At 61.3% G+C, this 15,424-nt stretch carries 17 protein-coding genes and 1 pseudogene; 8 read left to right on the forward strand and 10 right to left on the reverse strand.

What is annotated here, in order from left to right; all coding sequences use genetic code 11:
• Nucleotides 1-2 precede the first annotated feature (2 nt).
• Nucleotides 3-944 carry a YncE family protein gene (locus tag SPHV1_RS05805; protein ID WP_054945096.1) on the forward strand — a complete coding sequence of 314 codons (942 nt, stop codon included), beginning with the start codon at nt 3-5 and terminating at the stop codon, nt 942-944.
• A 43-nt stretch (nt 945-987) separates the two neighbouring features.
• Here SPHV1_RS05805 and SPHV1_RS05810 read toward each other — a convergent pair whose 3' ends face one another.
• The 5 genes from SPHV1_RS05810 to SPHV1_RS05830 all read right to left on the reverse strand — a co-directional run bounded on the left by SPHV1_RS05810 (nt 988) and on the right by SPHV1_RS05830 (nt 5,354).
• The gene (locus SPHV1_RS05810) at nt 988-1,314 is read right to left on the reverse strand and encodes a UrcA family protein (protein ID WP_197277660.1); all 327 of its coding nucleotides are present in this window, start codon (nt 1,312-1,314) and stop codon (nt 988-990) included.
• 125 nt (nt 1,315-1,439) lie between these two features.
• Nucleotides 1,440-1,805 (reverse strand): hypothetical protein, encoded by a 366-nt coding sequence (locus tag SPHV1_RS05815; RefSeq protein ID WP_054945097.1) that lies wholly within the window; start codon nt 1,803-1,805, stop codon nt 1,440-1,442.
• A gap of 21 nt (nt 1,806-1,826) precedes the next feature.
• On the reverse strand, nt 1,827-3,398 hold the full coding sequence (locus SPHV1_RS05820) for a tetratricopeptide repeat-containing sulfotransferase family protein (RefSeq protein ID WP_054945098.1): 1,572 nt from the start codon (nt 3,396-3,398) through the stop codon (nt 1,827-1,829).
• A complete protein-coding gene (locus SPHV1_RS05825; protein ID WP_054945099.1) occupies nt 3,395-4,327 on the reverse strand; it encodes a sterol desaturase family protein in 933 nt (310 codons plus the stop codon). The genes SPHV1_RS05820 and SPHV1_RS05825 overlap by 4 nt, the downstream gene beginning before the upstream one ends.
• A gap of 88 nt (nt 4,328-4,415) precedes the next feature.
• On the reverse strand, nt 4,416-5,354 hold the full coding sequence (locus tag SPHV1_RS05830) for a LysR family transcriptional regulator (protein WP_054945100.1): 939 nt from the start codon (nt 5,352-5,354) through the stop codon (nt 4,416-4,418).
• Between the two features lie 117 nt (nt 5,355-5,471).
• On the opposite strand from SPHV1_RS05830, the gene SPHV1_RS05835 reads away from it, so the two are divergent.
• From SPHV1_RS05835 to SPHV1_RS05850, 4 genes are all read left to right on the forward strand, one after another.
• The gene (locus SPHV1_RS05835) at nt 5,472-6,476 is read left to right on the forward strand and encodes an isopenicillin N synthase family oxygenase (RefSeq protein ID WP_054945101.1); all 1,005 of its coding nucleotides are present in this window, start codon (nt 5,472-5,474) and stop codon (nt 6,474-6,476) included.
• The gene (locus SPHV1_RS05840; protein ID WP_054945102.1) at nt 6,473-7,360 is read left to right on the forward strand and encodes a hypothetical protein; all 888 of its coding nucleotides are present in this window, start codon (nt 6,473-6,475) and stop codon (nt 7,358-7,360) included. Before SPHV1_RS05835 ends, SPHV1_RS05840 begins: the two co-directional genes overlap by 4 nt.
• A 207-nt stretch (nt 7,361-7,567) precedes the next feature.
• Nucleotides 7,568-8,563, forward strand: coding sequence for a sterol desaturase family protein (locus tag SPHV1_RS05845; protein WP_054945103.1), 996 nt, complete (start codon nt 7,568-7,570; stop codon nt 8,561-8,563).
• A gap of 95 nt (nt 8,564-8,658) precedes the next feature.
• Entirely contained in the window at nt 8,659-9,258 is a 600-nt protein-coding gene (locus SPHV1_RS05850) for a hypothetical protein (protein WP_054945104.1), read from the forward strand.
• A gap of 163 nt (nt 9,259-9,421) precedes the next feature.
• Here SPHV1_RS05850 and SPHV1_RS26125 read toward each other — a convergent pair whose 3' ends face one another.
• A complete protein-coding gene (locus SPHV1_RS26125) occupies nt 9,422-9,922 on the reverse strand; it encodes an SDR family NAD(P)-dependent oxidoreductase (protein WP_369817874.1) in 501 nt (166 codons plus the stop codon).
• 97 nt (nt 9,923-10,019) lie between these two features.
• Nucleotides 10,020-10,253, reverse strand: a pseudogene (locus tag SPHV1_RS26130) (SDR family NAD(P)-dependent oxidoreductase); the annotation flags it as partial.
• A 212-nt stretch (nt 10,254-10,465) separates the two neighbouring features.
• On the opposite strand from SPHV1_RS26130, the gene SPHV1_RS25710 reads away from it, so the two are divergent.
• Both SPHV1_RS25710 and SPHV1_RS25715 read left to right on the forward strand, forming a co-directional pair.
• On the forward strand, nt 10,466-10,972 hold the full coding sequence (locus SPHV1_RS25710; protein WP_231634540.1) for a hypothetical protein: 507 nt from the start codon (nt 10,466-10,468) through the stop codon (nt 10,970-10,972).
• Complete coding sequence (locus tag SPHV1_RS25715) at nt 10,965-11,333, forward strand: substrate-binding domain-containing protein (RefSeq protein WP_231634541.1); 369 nt, start codon at nt 10,965-10,967, stop codon at nt 11,331-11,333. Before SPHV1_RS25710 ends, SPHV1_RS25715 begins: the two co-directional genes overlap by 8 nt.
• Nucleotides 11,334-11,447: 114 nt before the next feature.
• Here the strand turns inward: SPHV1_RS25715 and SPHV1_RS05875 are convergent, their stop codons facing one another.
• Genes SPHV1_RS05875 through SPHV1_RS05885 form a run of 3 tightly spaced genes read right to left on the reverse strand, consistent with a single transcriptional unit; the run spans nt 11,448 to nt 14,391 of the window.
• Nucleotides 11,448-12,155, reverse strand: a complete 708-nt coding sequence (locus SPHV1_RS05875; RefSeq protein ID WP_054945108.1) for an ABC transporter ATP-binding protein — start codon at nt 12,153-12,155, stop codon at nt 11,448-11,450.
• Nucleotides 12,152-13,402: an ABC transporter permease gene (locus SPHV1_RS05880; protein WP_054945109.1), complete on the reverse strand. Its 1,251-nt coding sequence runs from the start codon at nt 13,400-13,402 to the stop codon at nt 12,152-12,154. Before SPHV1_RS05880 ends, SPHV1_RS05875 begins: the two co-directional genes overlap by 4 nt.
• Nucleotides 13,399-14,391 carry an efflux RND transporter periplasmic adaptor subunit gene (locus SPHV1_RS05885; RefSeq protein WP_054945163.1) on the reverse strand — a complete coding sequence of 331 codons (993 nt, stop codon included), beginning with the start codon at nt 14,389-14,391 and terminating at the stop codon, nt 13,399-13,401. The genes SPHV1_RS05880 and SPHV1_RS05885 overlap by 4 nt, the downstream gene beginning before the upstream one ends.
• A gap of 306 nt (nt 14,392-14,697) precedes the next feature.
• Here SPHV1_RS05885 and SPHV1_RS05890 point away from each other — a divergent pair, with 306 nt between their 5' ends.
• Nucleotides 14,698-15,372, forward strand: coding sequence for a TetR/AcrR family transcriptional regulator (locus SPHV1_RS05890; RefSeq protein WP_054945110.1), 675 nt, complete (start codon nt 14,698-14,700; stop codon nt 15,370-15,372).
• The last annotated feature ends 52 nt before the right edge of the window (nt 15,373-15,424 follow it).

Raw genomic sequence — 15,424 nt, forward strand, 5'->3', positions numbered from 1 at the left:
TCATGCGCAAGGTTCCGATACTGGCCACACTCCTGGCCACAAGCCTCGGTTCGCTACCGCTTGCCGCGCAGGCGCACGAGGCGGAGGTGATCGAAGTCCCCGGCTTCGCCGACTTCCTGGCAATCGATGGAAAGAGCGTGTGGGCGACCAATGCCGGACGGGTAGAGCGCTGGTCGCGCAAGGGCAAGCTGGCCGAAGTCGCCATGTCCAAACCCTGCGGCGCCATGACGATCATGGTCGGATCGCTTTGGGTTGCAGATTGCGAAGAGAACGCACTTGTCCGGATCGACACACGCGCCGCCAGAAAGATCTCAACGATTTCTACCGGGATCGCCAACCGGGATGGCGAACTCAATGTGGTCGCGGGCGCCGGTTCGATCTGGATCGCCAGCGATAACGAAACGGGCAAGGTTTCGCGCATCGATCCCGCCACCAACACGGTTGTCGCGACGATTCCGGTCGATCCGGGAACCTGGTATCTAGCCTATGGGCATGGATCGGTATGGGCGGTCAGTGCCAAAGGCCAGTCTATCCAGCGCATCGACCCACAAACCAATACGGTGGTGAAGCGCACCGCGCTGGGAAAACAGCCGGGCTTTCTCGCCGCCGGTGCAGGGGCCGTCTGGGTTCAGGAACAGGGCGACGGCACCGTGGCGCGTATCGACCCGATCACGGGTGAAGTGACCGGCCGCGTCAAGGTGGGCGAGGTTCTTAAATGGGGTGATATCGACACGGGCGGCGGCAAGGTGTGGCTGCGCACCACTGAGGACCAGACTTTCGCCGTGATCGATCCGCAATCACTGACGGTAAGTGCGCGGATAGGGAAGGCCGAAGGCAGCGGGGCCTTGCGCTATACCCGCGCGGGCCTCTGGACTTCGGCTCATGACAAGCACACCCTGACCTGGTGGCCGAAGCCGAAAGAGCTGGAAACGCCAGAAAAATGAACGGTCCGCAGCCCAGGAAACCGGGCTGCGGAACGAGGCTTCGTCAGCGGTTGTACGCGAGACGGTCCGACGCCGGAGCCATTGCCGAGCGGGCTTCAATCTGCGAGCGAACATCGGCAATTACCGCAGAACGGCATTCCTGTGCCTTGGCTTCCAAAGCAAGGTGCACACCGGCCAGGCGATCACCGCAAACGGCACGCGCTGCCTGGTCCATACGGATCGCAAGGCGCGCCTGGCCTTCTGAGGTCGCAAGGTCGATGCCCTTGAGGTTCAGAACAGCCTGATCCTTGGCAAAGGGATTTGCGGCGGGGGCGGCATATGCCGAGGTCGCAAAAGCGAAAGTGGCGAGAACCGCCAGGCCAATCTTCATCATCATCTCCTGTACGTAGAACGAGCGCCGCTCTACGGCGACTGCCGCATACATAGGACCAGAAGACGAAACTTTCAATATAGAAGGGAAATTTGTTACTTTATTACTAGAAACCCTTCTGTTTATTACTTCATGCGCACCACCAGGTGATCGAGATTGTTTACATGGCCAAGTAGCCCAATCGGCAGAGTGGCCTGTGAAGGCATGTCGGCGACCGATACCGTAATCGTCCGCGCGTATGGTGCCGACCAATCCCGCAATGTCTCGACCGGCAGGCTCACCCGCCATTGACGTCCGCCCTGGGCGGCGACGGCATGACCGTTGATGCGCACTACCGAACCCGCGTCGCCCCGGCGACCGGTGACGAGCAGGCACGATCCCGCCTCGCAGTCGACAAGCCGCGTCTGGGGTTCAGCCAGGACCGGTGTTGAAATCCCGGCGGCAAGGATGGCGGTCAGGGCCAGTGCGTTACGGATGCGATGTATCGTCATTGTGCAAAGACCTCCTGTTCGTCAGTCGATGGCGATGCCCGCGTCTTCGAAGAAGCGCCGCACGGGTTCGAGAACCTGCGAATGGCGCTTCCAGCGGGCGACAGAACTGGCGTAGAGGGGTTGGCGAACCTGTGCCGCACTTGGGGTCGAGACCGGCGCGCTGTTGGTGTGGAACGACAGGCAGCCTTCGTCCCAATCCAACCCGCAATGGGCCAGGATCCTGCGGGTTTCGCCTTCCTGGCCGGCGATCAGATCTTCGTAGCGCACCTCGAGGAGGCGGTCGGCCAGGACTTTGCGCCACAGGCCCATGAGCCTGTCGAAGCGAACATAGTAGGCGGCGATGTCGAGCAGGTCGTAGCTGTAGTCGTAGTACCGCGAAGTCACCGCGAAGAGATTGCGGAAATTGCTGAGTACCGTGTCCATCGGATGCCGCCGCAGACAGACGATCCTGCTTGCCGGAAGCGCCCGTGCAATGAAACCCAGGTACTGGAAGTTGCCCGGAAACTTGTCGGTGAAGCGAAGGCTGGAATTGCGACGGTGATGACTCGCGCGCTGCAGGAAGTCCCGGCCGATCTCTGCCATGTCCCCGCCAGCCGCAGCCATTATCGTTTCGGGATCGAGGACCGTGGGCGTTTGCGTGCCCGCCGCTTTCTTGACTGCCAGCGGCATTGCCTGCAGTTCGCCGGCGCTTTCGACGTCGGGATGCGACGACAGGATACGGTCCACCAGCGTCGTTCCCGTGCGCGGCATACCGATTACGAAGATGGGAGCGTCTGTCGCTGCCTCCGCCACTGCTTTGGGGAGCGGCCACGCCGCCTCGATCGCATCGAAGGACGCCGCATCCCTTTCGAATGTGTACGGCAAGGTCCGACGGTGTTCTGCGTTGACGGAGCATAGCGTATCGAGCGCCTCGTCCGGCTGTCCGACGTCCTCCAGTTCCTTTGCCAGAGCATAGCCAAGAAGCAGCCTGTCGCGCGGATAGCGGGCGGTACTGCGTATCTCGGCTAGCCGGGCAATGTGATTGCTTTCAGGAGACTGCTTGCGCAGCCCGGCCAGGAGGTGGTGCGCACGCGCATCTTCGGGACACAGGACGATCAGCGCCTCAAGCGCAGCTTCTGCCTCTTGGGTGCGTCCCAGGAAATTGAGCGTCGTCGCTTCGTTGTAGCGATACCCCGTATGCTCCGGATCCAGCCGCACGGCCTCGGAGAAATGGACTAGCGCTGCGGCGTGGTCCCCGAGGCGTGCATAAACGCAGCCCATGGTGTCGCGGCTGAGCGCGTCACCGGGCGGTGACTGCTCCGCGACCCGAAGCATCACCGCCGCATCGCCGTCCTGTCGAACCATCGTGAATAGCTTGGCAAGGTTCGCACAGTACTCGCCTTGCGGATCGAGCGTCACTGCCCGGTCGATATGCCGGATACCCGACCGGATTCGGCCGGTGCTGGATTCCGCGATCCCCAGAAGGAAGTGCCCCTCGGCGTCCTTGGGATTTTCTGCCAGAAGCGTCGTGGCGAAGCGATGGGTTGCGCCCAGATCCCCACGGGACAGCGCGCTTCGCGCTGCTTCGACCCGGGCGGAGCGCATTTCCGTCATGCCGTTGCCCGTGGCTCGTTACGTTCGCCGTCAGCCGGTTCGTCACCGTCGGCAGACACGGCCTGGCGCGACTTGAACTTGCCGATCAGCGGCTGAAACGGAAACAGGGTCTGCTCCCAGATCGACAGGCGCCGGCGATCGTCCTGCCCCACCAGTACGCCCTCACCTTCGCGATAGGTACCGAAGATGCGGTCGAGCAGGATGAGTGAGTTGCCGTAGTTGCAGCGGGTGCTCTCGTAATCGGTCGAGTGATGCAGGCTGTGGTGGCGGATCGTCGTGAAGAAGAAGGAATACCAGATCGGCGGGTCGGCCCGCACGTTGGCATGGGCAAAGACCGAAATGACGCCCATCGTGTTGATGGCCGCAAAAAGTGCGGTCTGGTCGAAGTCAAATAGAGCCAGCACGCTCAGGCTGATCAGGAACAGCTCGATCGGATTACCGACCGCACCCTTCGCCGCATTGAGCTGGGTTATGTGGTGATGCGGCGCATGGGTAAGCCAAAACGGCGTCGAATTGTGCATCAGCCTGTGCATCCAGTACTGGCCGAATTCGAGAACGAAGATCGCGAGGGCAACCTGCGCGAGCCAGGGCATCTGCGCGACCCAGGGGGTGCTGATGCCCAGCGAGGCCTTGGCCGCTATCAGTGGAGCTTCCGCAAGCTTTTCCGATGCCCATGCGATCACCGTCGCGCTCAGCACGGAATAATAGAGGTCGGTCAGGAATTCCTGCTTGTTCATGCGCCAGCCGGCATGGCGTTCATGAACCCATTCCAGTGCCAGCACGGCAACGACGATCAGCGGGGAGGTGACGGCAAGAGTCCAGGAACTCTTCAGGAGGGACGCGGGCCCGAAAGCCCAGAACAACAGAACGACCGCGATCATCGCGGGCGGAATGTGGTTGAAGACCTTATCCTTGAGACTCGCTTGCATGACGCAGCTCCATTCTTGTGTTTCCACACTGCGCTGCATCGCGTCATGAAGGGAGACGCTATTTCACGATGGAAGGCATAGATTTTTGCTATGGCCTGCGCTGAGCACGGATCCTGCGCATGACTTCGTCCCAGAACAGCTGGGTTGCCGTGTCGCGAGCCGGTTCGGTCCGCGCAAGGAGGAATATGTCGTAGCTCGGTTCGAAGTCGGTGTGGAGCATCGGCCACAGCCGCCCCGCCGCCACTTCGCTTTCGGCAGCAAGGACCGGCAGGAAACCGATGCCGATTCCGTGTATGATCAGCCGCCGCACTTCATTGATGTCCTCGGCAAGCCCCCGCACATTGGTGCCGAGCCGATACCGCCGCCGCAAGTGGGTAATCTGCTCGATCTCGTCATCGCCGGTGAGAACGAAACCCTCGTCCTTCAATTCTCCCAGACGAACCACACGGTAGCCGAAATATGGACTATGGCGGGAGCAATAAAGCTGCTGGCGCTCCACGAGCAAGGGCTCGTACATTAGGCTGCCGCGAACGGAACTGTCATAACCGACCCCAATCTCGACCTCGCCCTGCTCCAGTGCATCGAGCACCTGTCGCCAGGGCGAAACGCGGATCTCGATGTGAATGGCGGGATTGCGCCGGTGGAAGCTGGCGATCGCTTCGTCGAATTCCGGCGAGACGAGACCCGATACGATCTGGATGCGAACGATGCCTTCGACGCGCTTTGTCGCCTGGGCAATCTGGTGCGGCACCATGCGCGCCGATTCCAGCATGTCTTCGCACAAGGCCATCATCGCCTTGCCCGCCGCCGTCATTTCGACGCCGGTAGCGGTGCGATTGAGCAGCGTGACGCCGACATGATCCTCAAGCCGTTTGAGCGCCGCACTGATACTGGGCTGTTGCCGGTTGAGCTGCCGCGCCGCCGCGCCAATGCCGCCTGCGCGGACGATATCCACGAAAGTCCGCATCAGGTTCCAGTCGACACGGCTGGCAAACTTCCTGTCGATCAGCGGCGTACGCTCACTCATCCTATAGCCCATTCCTCTTGCGGAGCCTTCAGGATGGCCAAGTCATAGACAAAATCAATGGAAATCATCTGATCTTCGTATCTACCGCTATGGGTGTGGTAGAATAGTCCTGCCGAGATGACAGCATCAGCAGCCCTTCCCGTCGTCGACATCTCCGGGCTGGACAGCGATCGCATCGAGGACCGCATGGCCGTTGCCCACGAACTCGACCGCGCCTGTGCACAAGCCGGATTTCTCTACATCAAGGGCGCACAGTTCGATCCCGATCTGTTCGGCCGCCTCGTTGACCGGGCGAAGACGTACTTCGCGCTCGACCACGAAACCAAGATGGCCAGCTATATCGGTCATTCCGAGAACCACAGCGGGTATGTGCCGGTGGGTGAGGAACAATTCCCCGGCGCCGCCGTCGATCTGAAAGAAGCCTACGATGTCAACTGGGACTATACGCTGACCGAAGACCGGCGCCCCCTGCTGGGACCGAATTGCTGGCCCGATATGCCCGGATTTCGCGAAGATGTGCAAACTTACTATGCACACGTCACCGAGATCGGCCACCGGCTCTTCCGATGCTTTGCCTTGGCCCTCGGCCTAGAGGAAGACCATCTCGACCAACACCTGCGCCATCCTCCCAGTCAACTGCGACTGATCCACTACCCGCTCGACGCCGCGGCTGAAGACCGGCCCGGAATCGGCGCGCACACCGACTACGAATGTTTCACCCTGCTCTTCGCAACCGCACCTGGCCTGCAGATCCTCGACAAGCAGGGTGAATGGATGGATGTCCCGGTGATCGAGAGTGCGATGATCATGAACATTGGCGACATGATGGAGATCCTGTCCAACGGTCGCTACATGGCCACGCGGCACCGCGTGAAGAAGGTCAAGGAGGAGCGCTATTCCTTCCCGCTCTTCCACGCCTGCGACTACGATTACGTTGTCGCGCCGGTCATACGCGGCGAAGCCCCCCGTTACGCACCGATGAAAGGCGGGGAGCATCTCTTCAACCAGACCGCGCAGACCTTCGCGTATCTTAAACGCAGGATTGCCTGCGGAGAACTCGTCCTTGCCAACGCGGTGCCGCCCGATTCCTTCGGCCTGCGCACAGACCGGGCAGGTTCATGAAGCTTGTGGACCTGATGCGGCAATTGCCCGAGACCGGCCTTGATGACCTTCCTTTCCCGCGCAATCTGCTGGGTGCCTTCCGGCGCAAGAGCATAACATTCTGCACGGGCGTCACTGACGAGACCACGCTCGTATACTGGTTCCAGTCGAGGAGCTTCACGATCGACCTGCGACTGCCCGATGGGGATGCAACCGCGATCCCTGCGCGACAGGGCTGGATCGGAGACACGATTTGGGATCGGGACTGCAAGGAGCTCTCATGGGCGATCGCGTACAGCTATCAACCGGGCAACCAATGGCCTGAACCGGCGACATTCCAGTTCATCGGCAACTGCATTCTCGAGTTCGCTCCCTCCGGTGCCTATGTCGAAGACTGGCGTCAGCAATGCTCGTCTGGCCCGATCCTCGGGTTGCGCCTGGTGGCCATCCGGGACAACGAATCCGGTGAGGAGATGACGATGGATGGCGGGCTGATCGTGGCAGGCCGGCACATGGCCTACGCCCAATCGCGACTGCCGCAGGTAGATGCCGTGCTGAAGGCTGCCGCCAGCCTCGATAATGCGCTCGCCGAAGGACTAGCCACCGAACGCGAGATCGAAAGCTATGAAGTCTCGGTAGCCAACGACGGCCACGCCATCACGCACAGCACGCGGACTGATCTCCTCGGAACGGACATCGCTGACGGCGATTTCCAGCTGCAAGACGACGGGACCGTCGTCATGGCGAAACCCGTCGACGGCAGAGCATGCACATTGCATTTCTCGCTCGATCTTTACGTCAGCAATTTTGCTTTCGATCGGCAAACGCCCTGCACGGCACAAGCACGGGAATGGATTGAAGACGAAGAAAGCCATCTCGCTCGCCACGCGGTGGTGGCGCATTGATCTGCCTTTCGCCGCCATTCTTTAGCGCACCGGAATCTAAGGCATAGCCAGCATCTATGCCTTCTATAGCATAATACCGTCTGGCGTGATGAAGGTGCTTTCAGGATGCTGTGCTGACATCAAATCCAACGGGTCGCCGGCATTCGCGTCATCTGACGTGGCTGACAAGGCCGCAGGACACCGGGCGAGCAAGACGAGGGCAGGCGTGTGGACGGAGTTCGCGTAGGCAAAAGGCTGATTGGCACCCAGGCTCCTGTCACTGTGGGATGGGAAAACCTCCCAAAGGTGCGAGGCGGTCCGGTCAAACGGTTCATATTCACCTGGTTTCAGCCAACGGTGCTGCTCTCACTGGTGGCATTCTGGTATTACGCGCCCAACTCCATTGCCAAGGCATCGACGGCTATCGGCATCGGCATCGGCTTCAGAGTACTGCTGCTGGCGCTCGAGTGGGTGAGCCCAAGGTACGAAAGCTGGCGCCTGACCTGGAAGGAACTGGCAACGGACCTGTTCTACGTCGGTCTCGGCTATACAATTCTCAACCTGGTCGAACAGTATATCGGCAGCGACGCAGTGATCGAGGCTCTCCAGCACTCTTTCGACTGGGACAAGTTGGCCTGGTTCGTCGGCCTGCCGCTGCTCCTGCAGGCATTCCTGATCTCGTTCATCTTCGATTTCGGACAGTACTGGATGCATCGCGGAATGCACAACTGGTACCCGCTTTGGCTGCCCCATTCGGTGCACCACTACATCACGCAGTTGAACATAAACAAAGGCGCAGTCGGCAATCCGGTGGAGCTCTTTCTGATCGGGCTCGGTATCGGCGGTTTCTTCGATTTCCTGCCGCGCGCCGCCCTGCTTGCCGGCGCCATTGGCATGGCCATCGGGACCTACCAGCACATCAATGTGCGCTTCAACACGCCCCGCTGGTGGCGCTTCCTTTTCAACACGACCGAGCATCACAGCGTACACCATTCTCAGGACTTCGAAGCCACCCGCAGCAACTATTCCAATACCTACATCTTCATTGACCGTATTTTCGGCACGTGCATCGATGGTGAGGCAGAACTGCTGGGCATGGAAGGCGGCCGTCGCATGTCGATCCGCGAACAGATGACCTTTCCCTTCACCGAAGGCTGGAAGACGCTCAAGGAGAAATACGGCAGGGAAAGATACGGCCAGGCGGAAACCGTGCCGGCCGAGTGATGGGACTGCCCGCCAAGGGGCCATGCACATCCTGACCACACGGCTGCGGCAAGACCAACAAAGGCAAATCCAAGGCTCTCTAGACAGGAGATCATGTGAACGCGCGCTTCATCAAGTGGATCTGGCACATCAAGGGCAGCCTGCCCCTCGCCCCTGAGCAATCAAGTGATGAGACATTTGGCCGCCTTGCCCCCCTGTTCCAGCAGAACGGAACCAGCTACGACATGAGAAACGACACCCTGACTTTCAGCAAGAAGGATCAGGCAGCGCAGGACAAGATGTCGGTATTCGATGGAGGCATCCTTCGAATCGAAAGAGGCGAAGCCGGGCCCGTCCTGCGCTACCATCTGGTCAGCCGTGCATTATTATTCTGCTTTCTCGCCCCTTTGCTGTTCCTGAGCTTCGCTCAACTCACCATAGTCGTGGGCAAGCTTGAGAAACCGTCGACTGAAGCCACGGATAAAAAGTTCGAAAAGCAAGATAAAGCCTTGCCGCAGCACCCATTGGATAAGGCATTGGGCGCCCCAGCCCCCGAAAAGCCGGGCAAAGACGCCATCGATAGCGAAGGCAAAAAGCCCTCACCAACATCCGCCTATGTCTTTGCAGCGATCTTTGCAGTCCTCTATCTCGTCGGGCGCGTGCTTGAGGCTGGGCTGATCAAGTCCCTTTTCAAGAATAAGCTGCTTGGTAACTAGTAGCTGATTGGAACATTAGCAATTGGCATTCCTGCTTAATAGGTTTCCGCCAATGGCTCGCACTTGGAGATGCCTTCGGGGACATGACGTGCGCGGCTTTCGCCAAGGAATACTGATCCACCGTCGCGGACGTTAGCCGAGCCCAGCTATTCGGCGATTGCGACTATTCTGCAGTCCAGCCGCCATCGACGACGAGGCTGGTGCCGGTCATCATGGCGGAGGCATCGGATGCGAGGAACAGCACGGCGCCCATGAGGTCTTCGGGCTGGCCGATCCGCCCTAGCTTGATCTTGGACAGGACCCTGGCCTTGAAGGCTTCGTCTTCGAAGAAGGGTTTGGTCAGGGGCGTTTCGATGAAGGTAGGCGCTATGGTGTTCGAGCGGATGCCGTGGGCCGCAAGGTCGAGCGCAAAGGCCTTGTTCATGCCTTCCATCGCCCACTTGCTGGCACAATACAGCGAGCGGTTCGGTCCACCGACATGGCCCATCTGCGATCCCATGTGGATCAGCGAGCCTTGCGTGCCCGTAGCCATCAAGCGTTTCACGCAGGCCTGGGCCACGAAGAAGGCGCTTTTCACGTTGAGGTCGAGGACGGCATCGAAATCGTCCTCGCTCGCTTCCCACATCGGCTTGGGACGATTGGTGCAGGCATTGTTGAGGAGCACGTGGAACGGATCGCGACATTCGAAAAATGCATTGACCCGCAGCAAGGTCCGAGACGTCGAGCGTGGCGGCCTTCGCCTTGTGCCCGGCTGCCACGAAATCTGCTGCTGCTTCCTCGATCTCCGAGGCCGTGCGTGCGACCAAGGTGACTTCGGCCCCGGCCTGCGCCAGTGCAGCTGCGGCGGCAAGGCCGATGCCGCGTCCAGCGGCCGTCACGAGCGCCCGGCGACCGTCAAGGCGAAAGCTGGGAGTGCAGGTTTTGAGGGAATAGTCCGGCTCGGCGGCCATGCCCTGCACGTGCTCACTGGCGATCTCTTCGGCGATCTGCACCATCTCGCCATAGCTGTCGGCGACGATCACTTCGCCAAAGCTGTCCCAGGCCTTGCGGGCATGATCGGCGGTGGGAAGAATCTGCAGCAGGCGTCGATCTCGGCCTGCGAGAGGCGGTAGTCTTCGCGGTCCCAGCCGTCGAACTTGTTCGGCATTTCACGCACCGCTGCATCGCAGCCGACAAGCGGGAACGCATCCTCGATGCCGCCAAGCGGTTGGGCTATCGTCCCAACCCACTGGTGCGTTCGCCGATGCGGGGGCGCTCTAACATCGTCGGTGTTGGCGTGGGCAATGTTGGCAATCCCTTTTTCGTCCAGACCCTGCAATTGCTCGCCGAGGAACTGGACGCGACTGGCCTTCGCCTGATGCTCTTTCCCGCGCGTGGCGAACGCTCGGAACCCAGCATCCGTGAAATCCTGCATTATCGTATCGATGCTCTGGTGTTGCTTTCGGTCAGCCCATCATCGGACCTTACCGAGCAATGCCGGCGCGCGCAGGTGCCGGTCATTCATTATAACCGCACGACCGATCTGCACGATGCCTCCAGCGTAGTCGGCGACAATGAGATTGGCGCGCACGCAATGGCCGCCCATCTGTTGGCAGGCAGACACGAACGCTTCGCCTTCATAGCCGGCACGCCGAATTCCTCGACGAACCGCGAGCGCGAACGGGAGTTCTGCGGCTATCTCGCAAAAAAATGGAATTGGAAAGGTCTTGCGTGAATGCGGTGATTACACCTTCGAGGGAGCGATGGCCGCCGCTCGACGCCTTTTGTTGGCCGAGAACAGGCCTGACGCGATCTCCTGCGCAAACGACACCATGGCGCTCGGAGCGATCTCGGTCGCACGGCACGAATTCGGTCTCGACGTCGGCCGCGCGGTTTCGATTGCGGGCTATGACGATGTGCCAATGGCAGCATGGCCCACCTCTTCGCTGACCAGTTACTCGCAGCCCGCCGCATCCATGGTCAACGAAACTGTGCGCCTGATCGCCAGACTGCGGTCAGATCTTGCGGACCATGCACACATCGTGACACCGGGCACACTGGTCATTCGCAGCAGTACGCGCCCGGCACAAGGCTAACCGGGCAAATCTGCCGCCAACGTAACAGGACTAACCAACGGCGGCTCCACTTGCCCGAAACCCCGAATTCGAATTTCTGAAGGATGCAACGAAGCAATCAATGCTCCCCAGCCATTATGCTGCGGGAAGGCGGGCCCTGCGATCTATGATCTTTTCGATGCGGCCATCGAGCATCTCTATCTGCACATCGGAGATTTCGGCAATGCCCGGGTCGTGGGTGACGCAGGCAACGGCCCGTCCTCCTTCGTGCGCGAGTGCTCGCAAGTCTTCGATGACGCGAGCGCTGTTGCGGCTGTCCAGGTCGCCGGTCGGTTCGTCTCCGAGGATCAGCACCGGATCGTTGGCGAGCGCCCGGGCGATCGCCACGCGCTGACGTTCGCCGCCGGACAGGCGATCGGGCGTATTCGCACTCTTTTCGCCGAGGCCCACCGCAGTCAGCAGCTCGAGTGCCCGGCTGCGTGCGCCATCGCGGTCCAGCCGTCCGAGGCGCTGCATCGGAAGCATGACGTTTTCCAGCGCAGAGAACTCGGGAAGCAGGAAGTGGAACTGGAACACGAACCCGAAGCGCGCAAGGCGGATGCTCGCCCGCTCATCGCCAGACAGCGCGCTGACTTCACGACCATCGAACAGAAGCTCGCCTGAATCGGGCCGGTCGATGAGGCCGAGCAGGTAAAGCAGCGAAGACTTGCCGCAGCCCGATGGGCCGACGATGGTGGTGAAAGCGCCCCGCTCGATCGTCAGGCTGACATCGCGCACGAGATGAACCGGCTTTGGCCCGGCCAAAGTGCGCGTGAGCGACCTCGCTTCGAGGATCGCGCTCACACCGCCCCCCTCAGGATGTCGACCGGATCGACGCGCGCCGCCTTTCGTGCCGGCAGCCACGCCGCCAGCGAGCCAGCGAGAAACGACACCAGAGCCGCAATCGCATATTGCCGCGCGGATCGATCCAGCGGAATGTGCTCGACATCGCCGCCGATCGGGAAACGCAGCGACCCCAGGATCGTCATCAGACCATATCCCAGCAGCCATCCGAAGAGGACGCCGATGATGGCCAGAACCAGCCCTTCGACCACGAAGATGAACTGCAGGTCGCTTTCTGAGAAACCGATGGATCGCATGATCGCGATGTCGCGCCGCTTGTCGGAAACATTGTTCGATACGACGGTATAGATGCCGAAACTCGCGACCAGCAGGATCGCGGAAACGACGGAGTACATGATGACATTGCGCGTCACGAGCAGCGAGAGGAAGTCGGCCGAACGCTCCTGCCAGCTTTCCGCCTTGTAGCCGAAGCGCGATTCCAGGCGCGCGGCGACAGCCTCGGCCGCATAGGGATCCGCCAGCTTCACACCAATGCGGTTGATGATGAACGGCCTGCCAAGCAGCGATTGCGCCTCGCGCAGAAGGACATAGCCGGTTCCCGAGGAAAGCTGGGTCTGGCCCTTCTTGAACAGGCCCACGACCCGCATCGAACGCCCGCTTGAGGAAGACGAGGTCGCCGCGACGATATCGCCCACCTGCACGCCCAGCCGTTTGGCGAGATCCTCGCCGATGATGATGCCACCTTGCGTTGTTTCCAGATCGTGCAGGTGCCCGACACGCAACTTGTCTTCGATGGTACTGATCTTCTTCTCGATCTCAGGCTCGACGCCGACTATGCCGATCGCCTCGTCGTGGCCGCCCAGTCGCAAGGTAACTCCGCCGGTCAGGCTGGGCGATGCAACCGCGCCAGACACGGAATTCGCGGCCGAAACGATCGCCTGCCAGTCCTTGATCCCGCGCACTTCGTTGCGAACCTTGTAGCCGTGCAAGGCAACCGCGCCCTTGCCAAAGACACGTACACCGGGCTGGGGCGACGGGCTGCGCAGCTCGTCGGAAATGATAATGTGCGGGGCGGCATCGATGAGCTGTTCGATGAAGTCATTCTGGCTGCCCACCATCAGCGCCGAGACCGCCAGGAAAAATCCGACACCAACCGCAACCCCACTGACCGCCACTGCCGTCTGGCGGCGGCGTCGCGCAAGGTGCCTCAGCGCAATCGTGACAAGGAAGCCGGCGCGCCCGATCATGACCGCACCCGGTCCCCGTCCTCGAGCGCAGCGGGCGGATCAACGACGACGCGGTCCGCTTCGCCGAGCCCCGAGACGATTTCCACCCTTTCGGTCCCGACGATCCCCGTACGTACTGCGCGACGCTCCACCCGGCCATCCCGGACGCGCCAGACATGGCCATCGGCCAGTGCACCAGCGGGCACGAGCAGAGCCCCTTCATGGCGGTTGGTGACGATGTTGACTTCCACCGTCAGGCCGAAGGGAAGGACTTTCCTGTCATCGAGGCCGATGCGCACGCGAAAGGCCCGCTCTGCGGGATCGCCGCCGGGTGTGATCTCGGTGACATGACCGCGGATCGCTTTGCCCGGAAGCGCGTCGGAGGACAGGAGGGCTTTCTGTCCGACCCGCACCCGCGGGATATCCCGTTCGTCGACAGTTGCAGTCACCCGCGCCCGGGCCGGATCTCCGAGCTGGAACAGCGTCTTGCCCGGGGTCGCCAGATCGCCGGGTTCGACATCGCGCTTGAGCACGACACCTTCGATCCCGGCGCGCACCGCCAGCTGGTCCAGTCGCGCTTCCAATGCCCTGGCAGCGGCGCGCGATGCCTGACCCGCTGCAATCGCCTCATCCCGTGCGGCACGGGTTACCCAACCTTGGGCATAGAGCCCGGTGACGCGGTTCTCGGCCAGCGACTTGCCTCGCGCGTCAGCCCGGGCCTGCGCCAGGAGAGCACGCTGTTCGCTATCGTCGAGACGCACGAGCGGTTGCCCGCGCGTCACGCGCGCACCCTCCTCGACCAGCACGGCGACAACCGGCGCAGTCAGGCGCGAGGAAACCGTCACCGGATGTTCGGCATCGACGAAACCGGTGGCGTAGACCAGTTCGACAGCCGGACCACGCTCAACCGGTGCCGTGACGACCACGAGGGGGCGTCCCTTCAGCAACCACCAGCCACCTGCGGCGGCGAGCAGGATCGCAATTGCAAGCAGGACGATGGGCTTGCGCATGGCCAGGTCAGCCTCCCTGTTTCGGACGGGCATCCTATGCCCCTGACCGGAGCGATGATCATTGATCGCCGACAAGGATCTGGCAAGACGCGATTTCCGGGATTTGGGGGTGCAGCGAACCGGCTTTCGACCGGCAGGTCGTCTCCTGCAAAGCTGACGATGCGCCATCGACTTGCACACGCGTGATAAAAAACAGTCTTGACTGATTATATATTGATGCAGAACATGGCTTCGATTGTCGCACTAGAACGATAAATTGCAGACAGGTGAAGGCGTCCTGCAATTCTCGAATTCGGGGGAAACAGCTTGGCCGTCAATTCAGCCCGCAAGGCCATCGCACCTGCCTCCAGTCGCAAACCTGCCGATGACGCCAAACCGACGCGACAGTCGCTCAAGAGCGCGCAGACCCGCAGCCGCTTGATCGAGGCGACGATCGAGTGCCTCGTCAAGGTAGGCTATTCGGGGACAACTACGCCGCTGGTTGCATCGGAGGCGGGACTGTCGCGCGGTGCCATGCTGCACCATTTCGAGAACAGCGCGACATTGATCCGGGCTACCATCGTGGAACTGCACGAGCGGCGTCTGCGGGCCTTTCGCCGCTCGTCAGAGAACAGTCAGCACGATCCCTCGACCATGGTCAGCGCCTATTGGCGCCAGGTGCAGAAGCCGGCCTTCATCGCCTTCCAGGAACTGGCCATGGCGGCCCGGACCAATGCCGAACTGGCCCAGATCATGCGGCCGTTGCAGGTCGAATACCGTGAGCGTTTCAACGCCGAAGCCATTGCCCTCTACCCTGAATGGCATTCCGCTCCCGAAAGCTTCGCGCAGGCCATGGCGCTTTCCCAAACGCTCATGGAAGGCATGGCGATGAGCCTGCTGACAGGCGCCCTCGATGACGCCATGGTGCCCTCGCTGCTGCACATGCTGGAGGACAAGATCCGCGCCATGCGGCCCGGCGCGGGAACAGACCCCGCCACCTGAGACTGCGGCCTGGCGGTGCGGCTCGGCAATTGCCTGGCGGGCCCAAGCGGCC

Source organism: Novosphingobium sp. KN65.2 (assembly GCF_001368935.1).
Classification (GTDB): Bacteria; Pseudomonadota; Alphaproteobacteria; order Sphingomonadales; family Sphingomonadaceae; genus Novosphingobium; species Novosphingobium mathurense.

Bases quoted from the DNA above. Each gene is read 5' to 3' on its own strand.
- SPHV1_RS05805 (WP_054945096.1), top strand. From the start codon at position 3: ATGCGCAAGGTTCCGATACTGGCCACACTCCTGGCCACAAGCCTCGGT.
- SPHV1_RS05810 (WP_197277660.1), bottom strand. From the start codon at position 1,314: ATGAAGATTGGCCTGGCGGTTCTCGCCACTTTCGCTTTTGCGACCTCG.
- SPHV1_RS05815 (WP_054945097.1), bottom strand. From the start codon at position 1,805: ATGACGATACATCGCATCCGTAACGCACTGGCCCTGACCGCCATCCTT.
- SPHV1_RS05820 (WP_054945098.1), bottom strand. From the start codon at position 3,398: ATGACGGAAATGCGCTCCGCCCGGGTCGAAGCAGCGCGAAGCGCGCTG.
- SPHV1_RS05825 (WP_054945099.1), bottom strand. From the start codon at position 4,327: ATGCAAGCGAGTCTCAAGGATAAGGTCTTCAACCACATTCCGCCCGCG.
- SPHV1_RS05830 (WP_054945100.1), bottom strand. From the start codon at position 5,354: ATGAGTGAGCGTACGCCGCTGATCGACAGGAAGTTTGCCAGCCGTGTC.
- SPHV1_RS05835 (WP_054945101.1), top strand. From the start codon at position 5,472: ATGACAGCATCAGCAGCCCTTCCCGTCGTCGACATCTCCGGGCTGGAC.
- SPHV1_RS05840 (WP_054945102.1), top strand. From the start codon at position 6,473: ATGAAGCTTGTGGACCTGATGCGGCAATTGCCCGAGACCGGCCTTGAT.
- SPHV1_RS05880 (WP_054945109.1), bottom strand. From the start codon at position 13,402: ATGATCGGGCGCGCCGGCTTCCTTGTCACGATTGCGCTGAGGCACCTT.
- SPHV1_RS05885 (WP_054945163.1), bottom strand. From the start codon at position 14,391: ATGCGCAAGCCCATCGTCCTGCTTGCAATTGCGATCCTGCTCGCCGCC.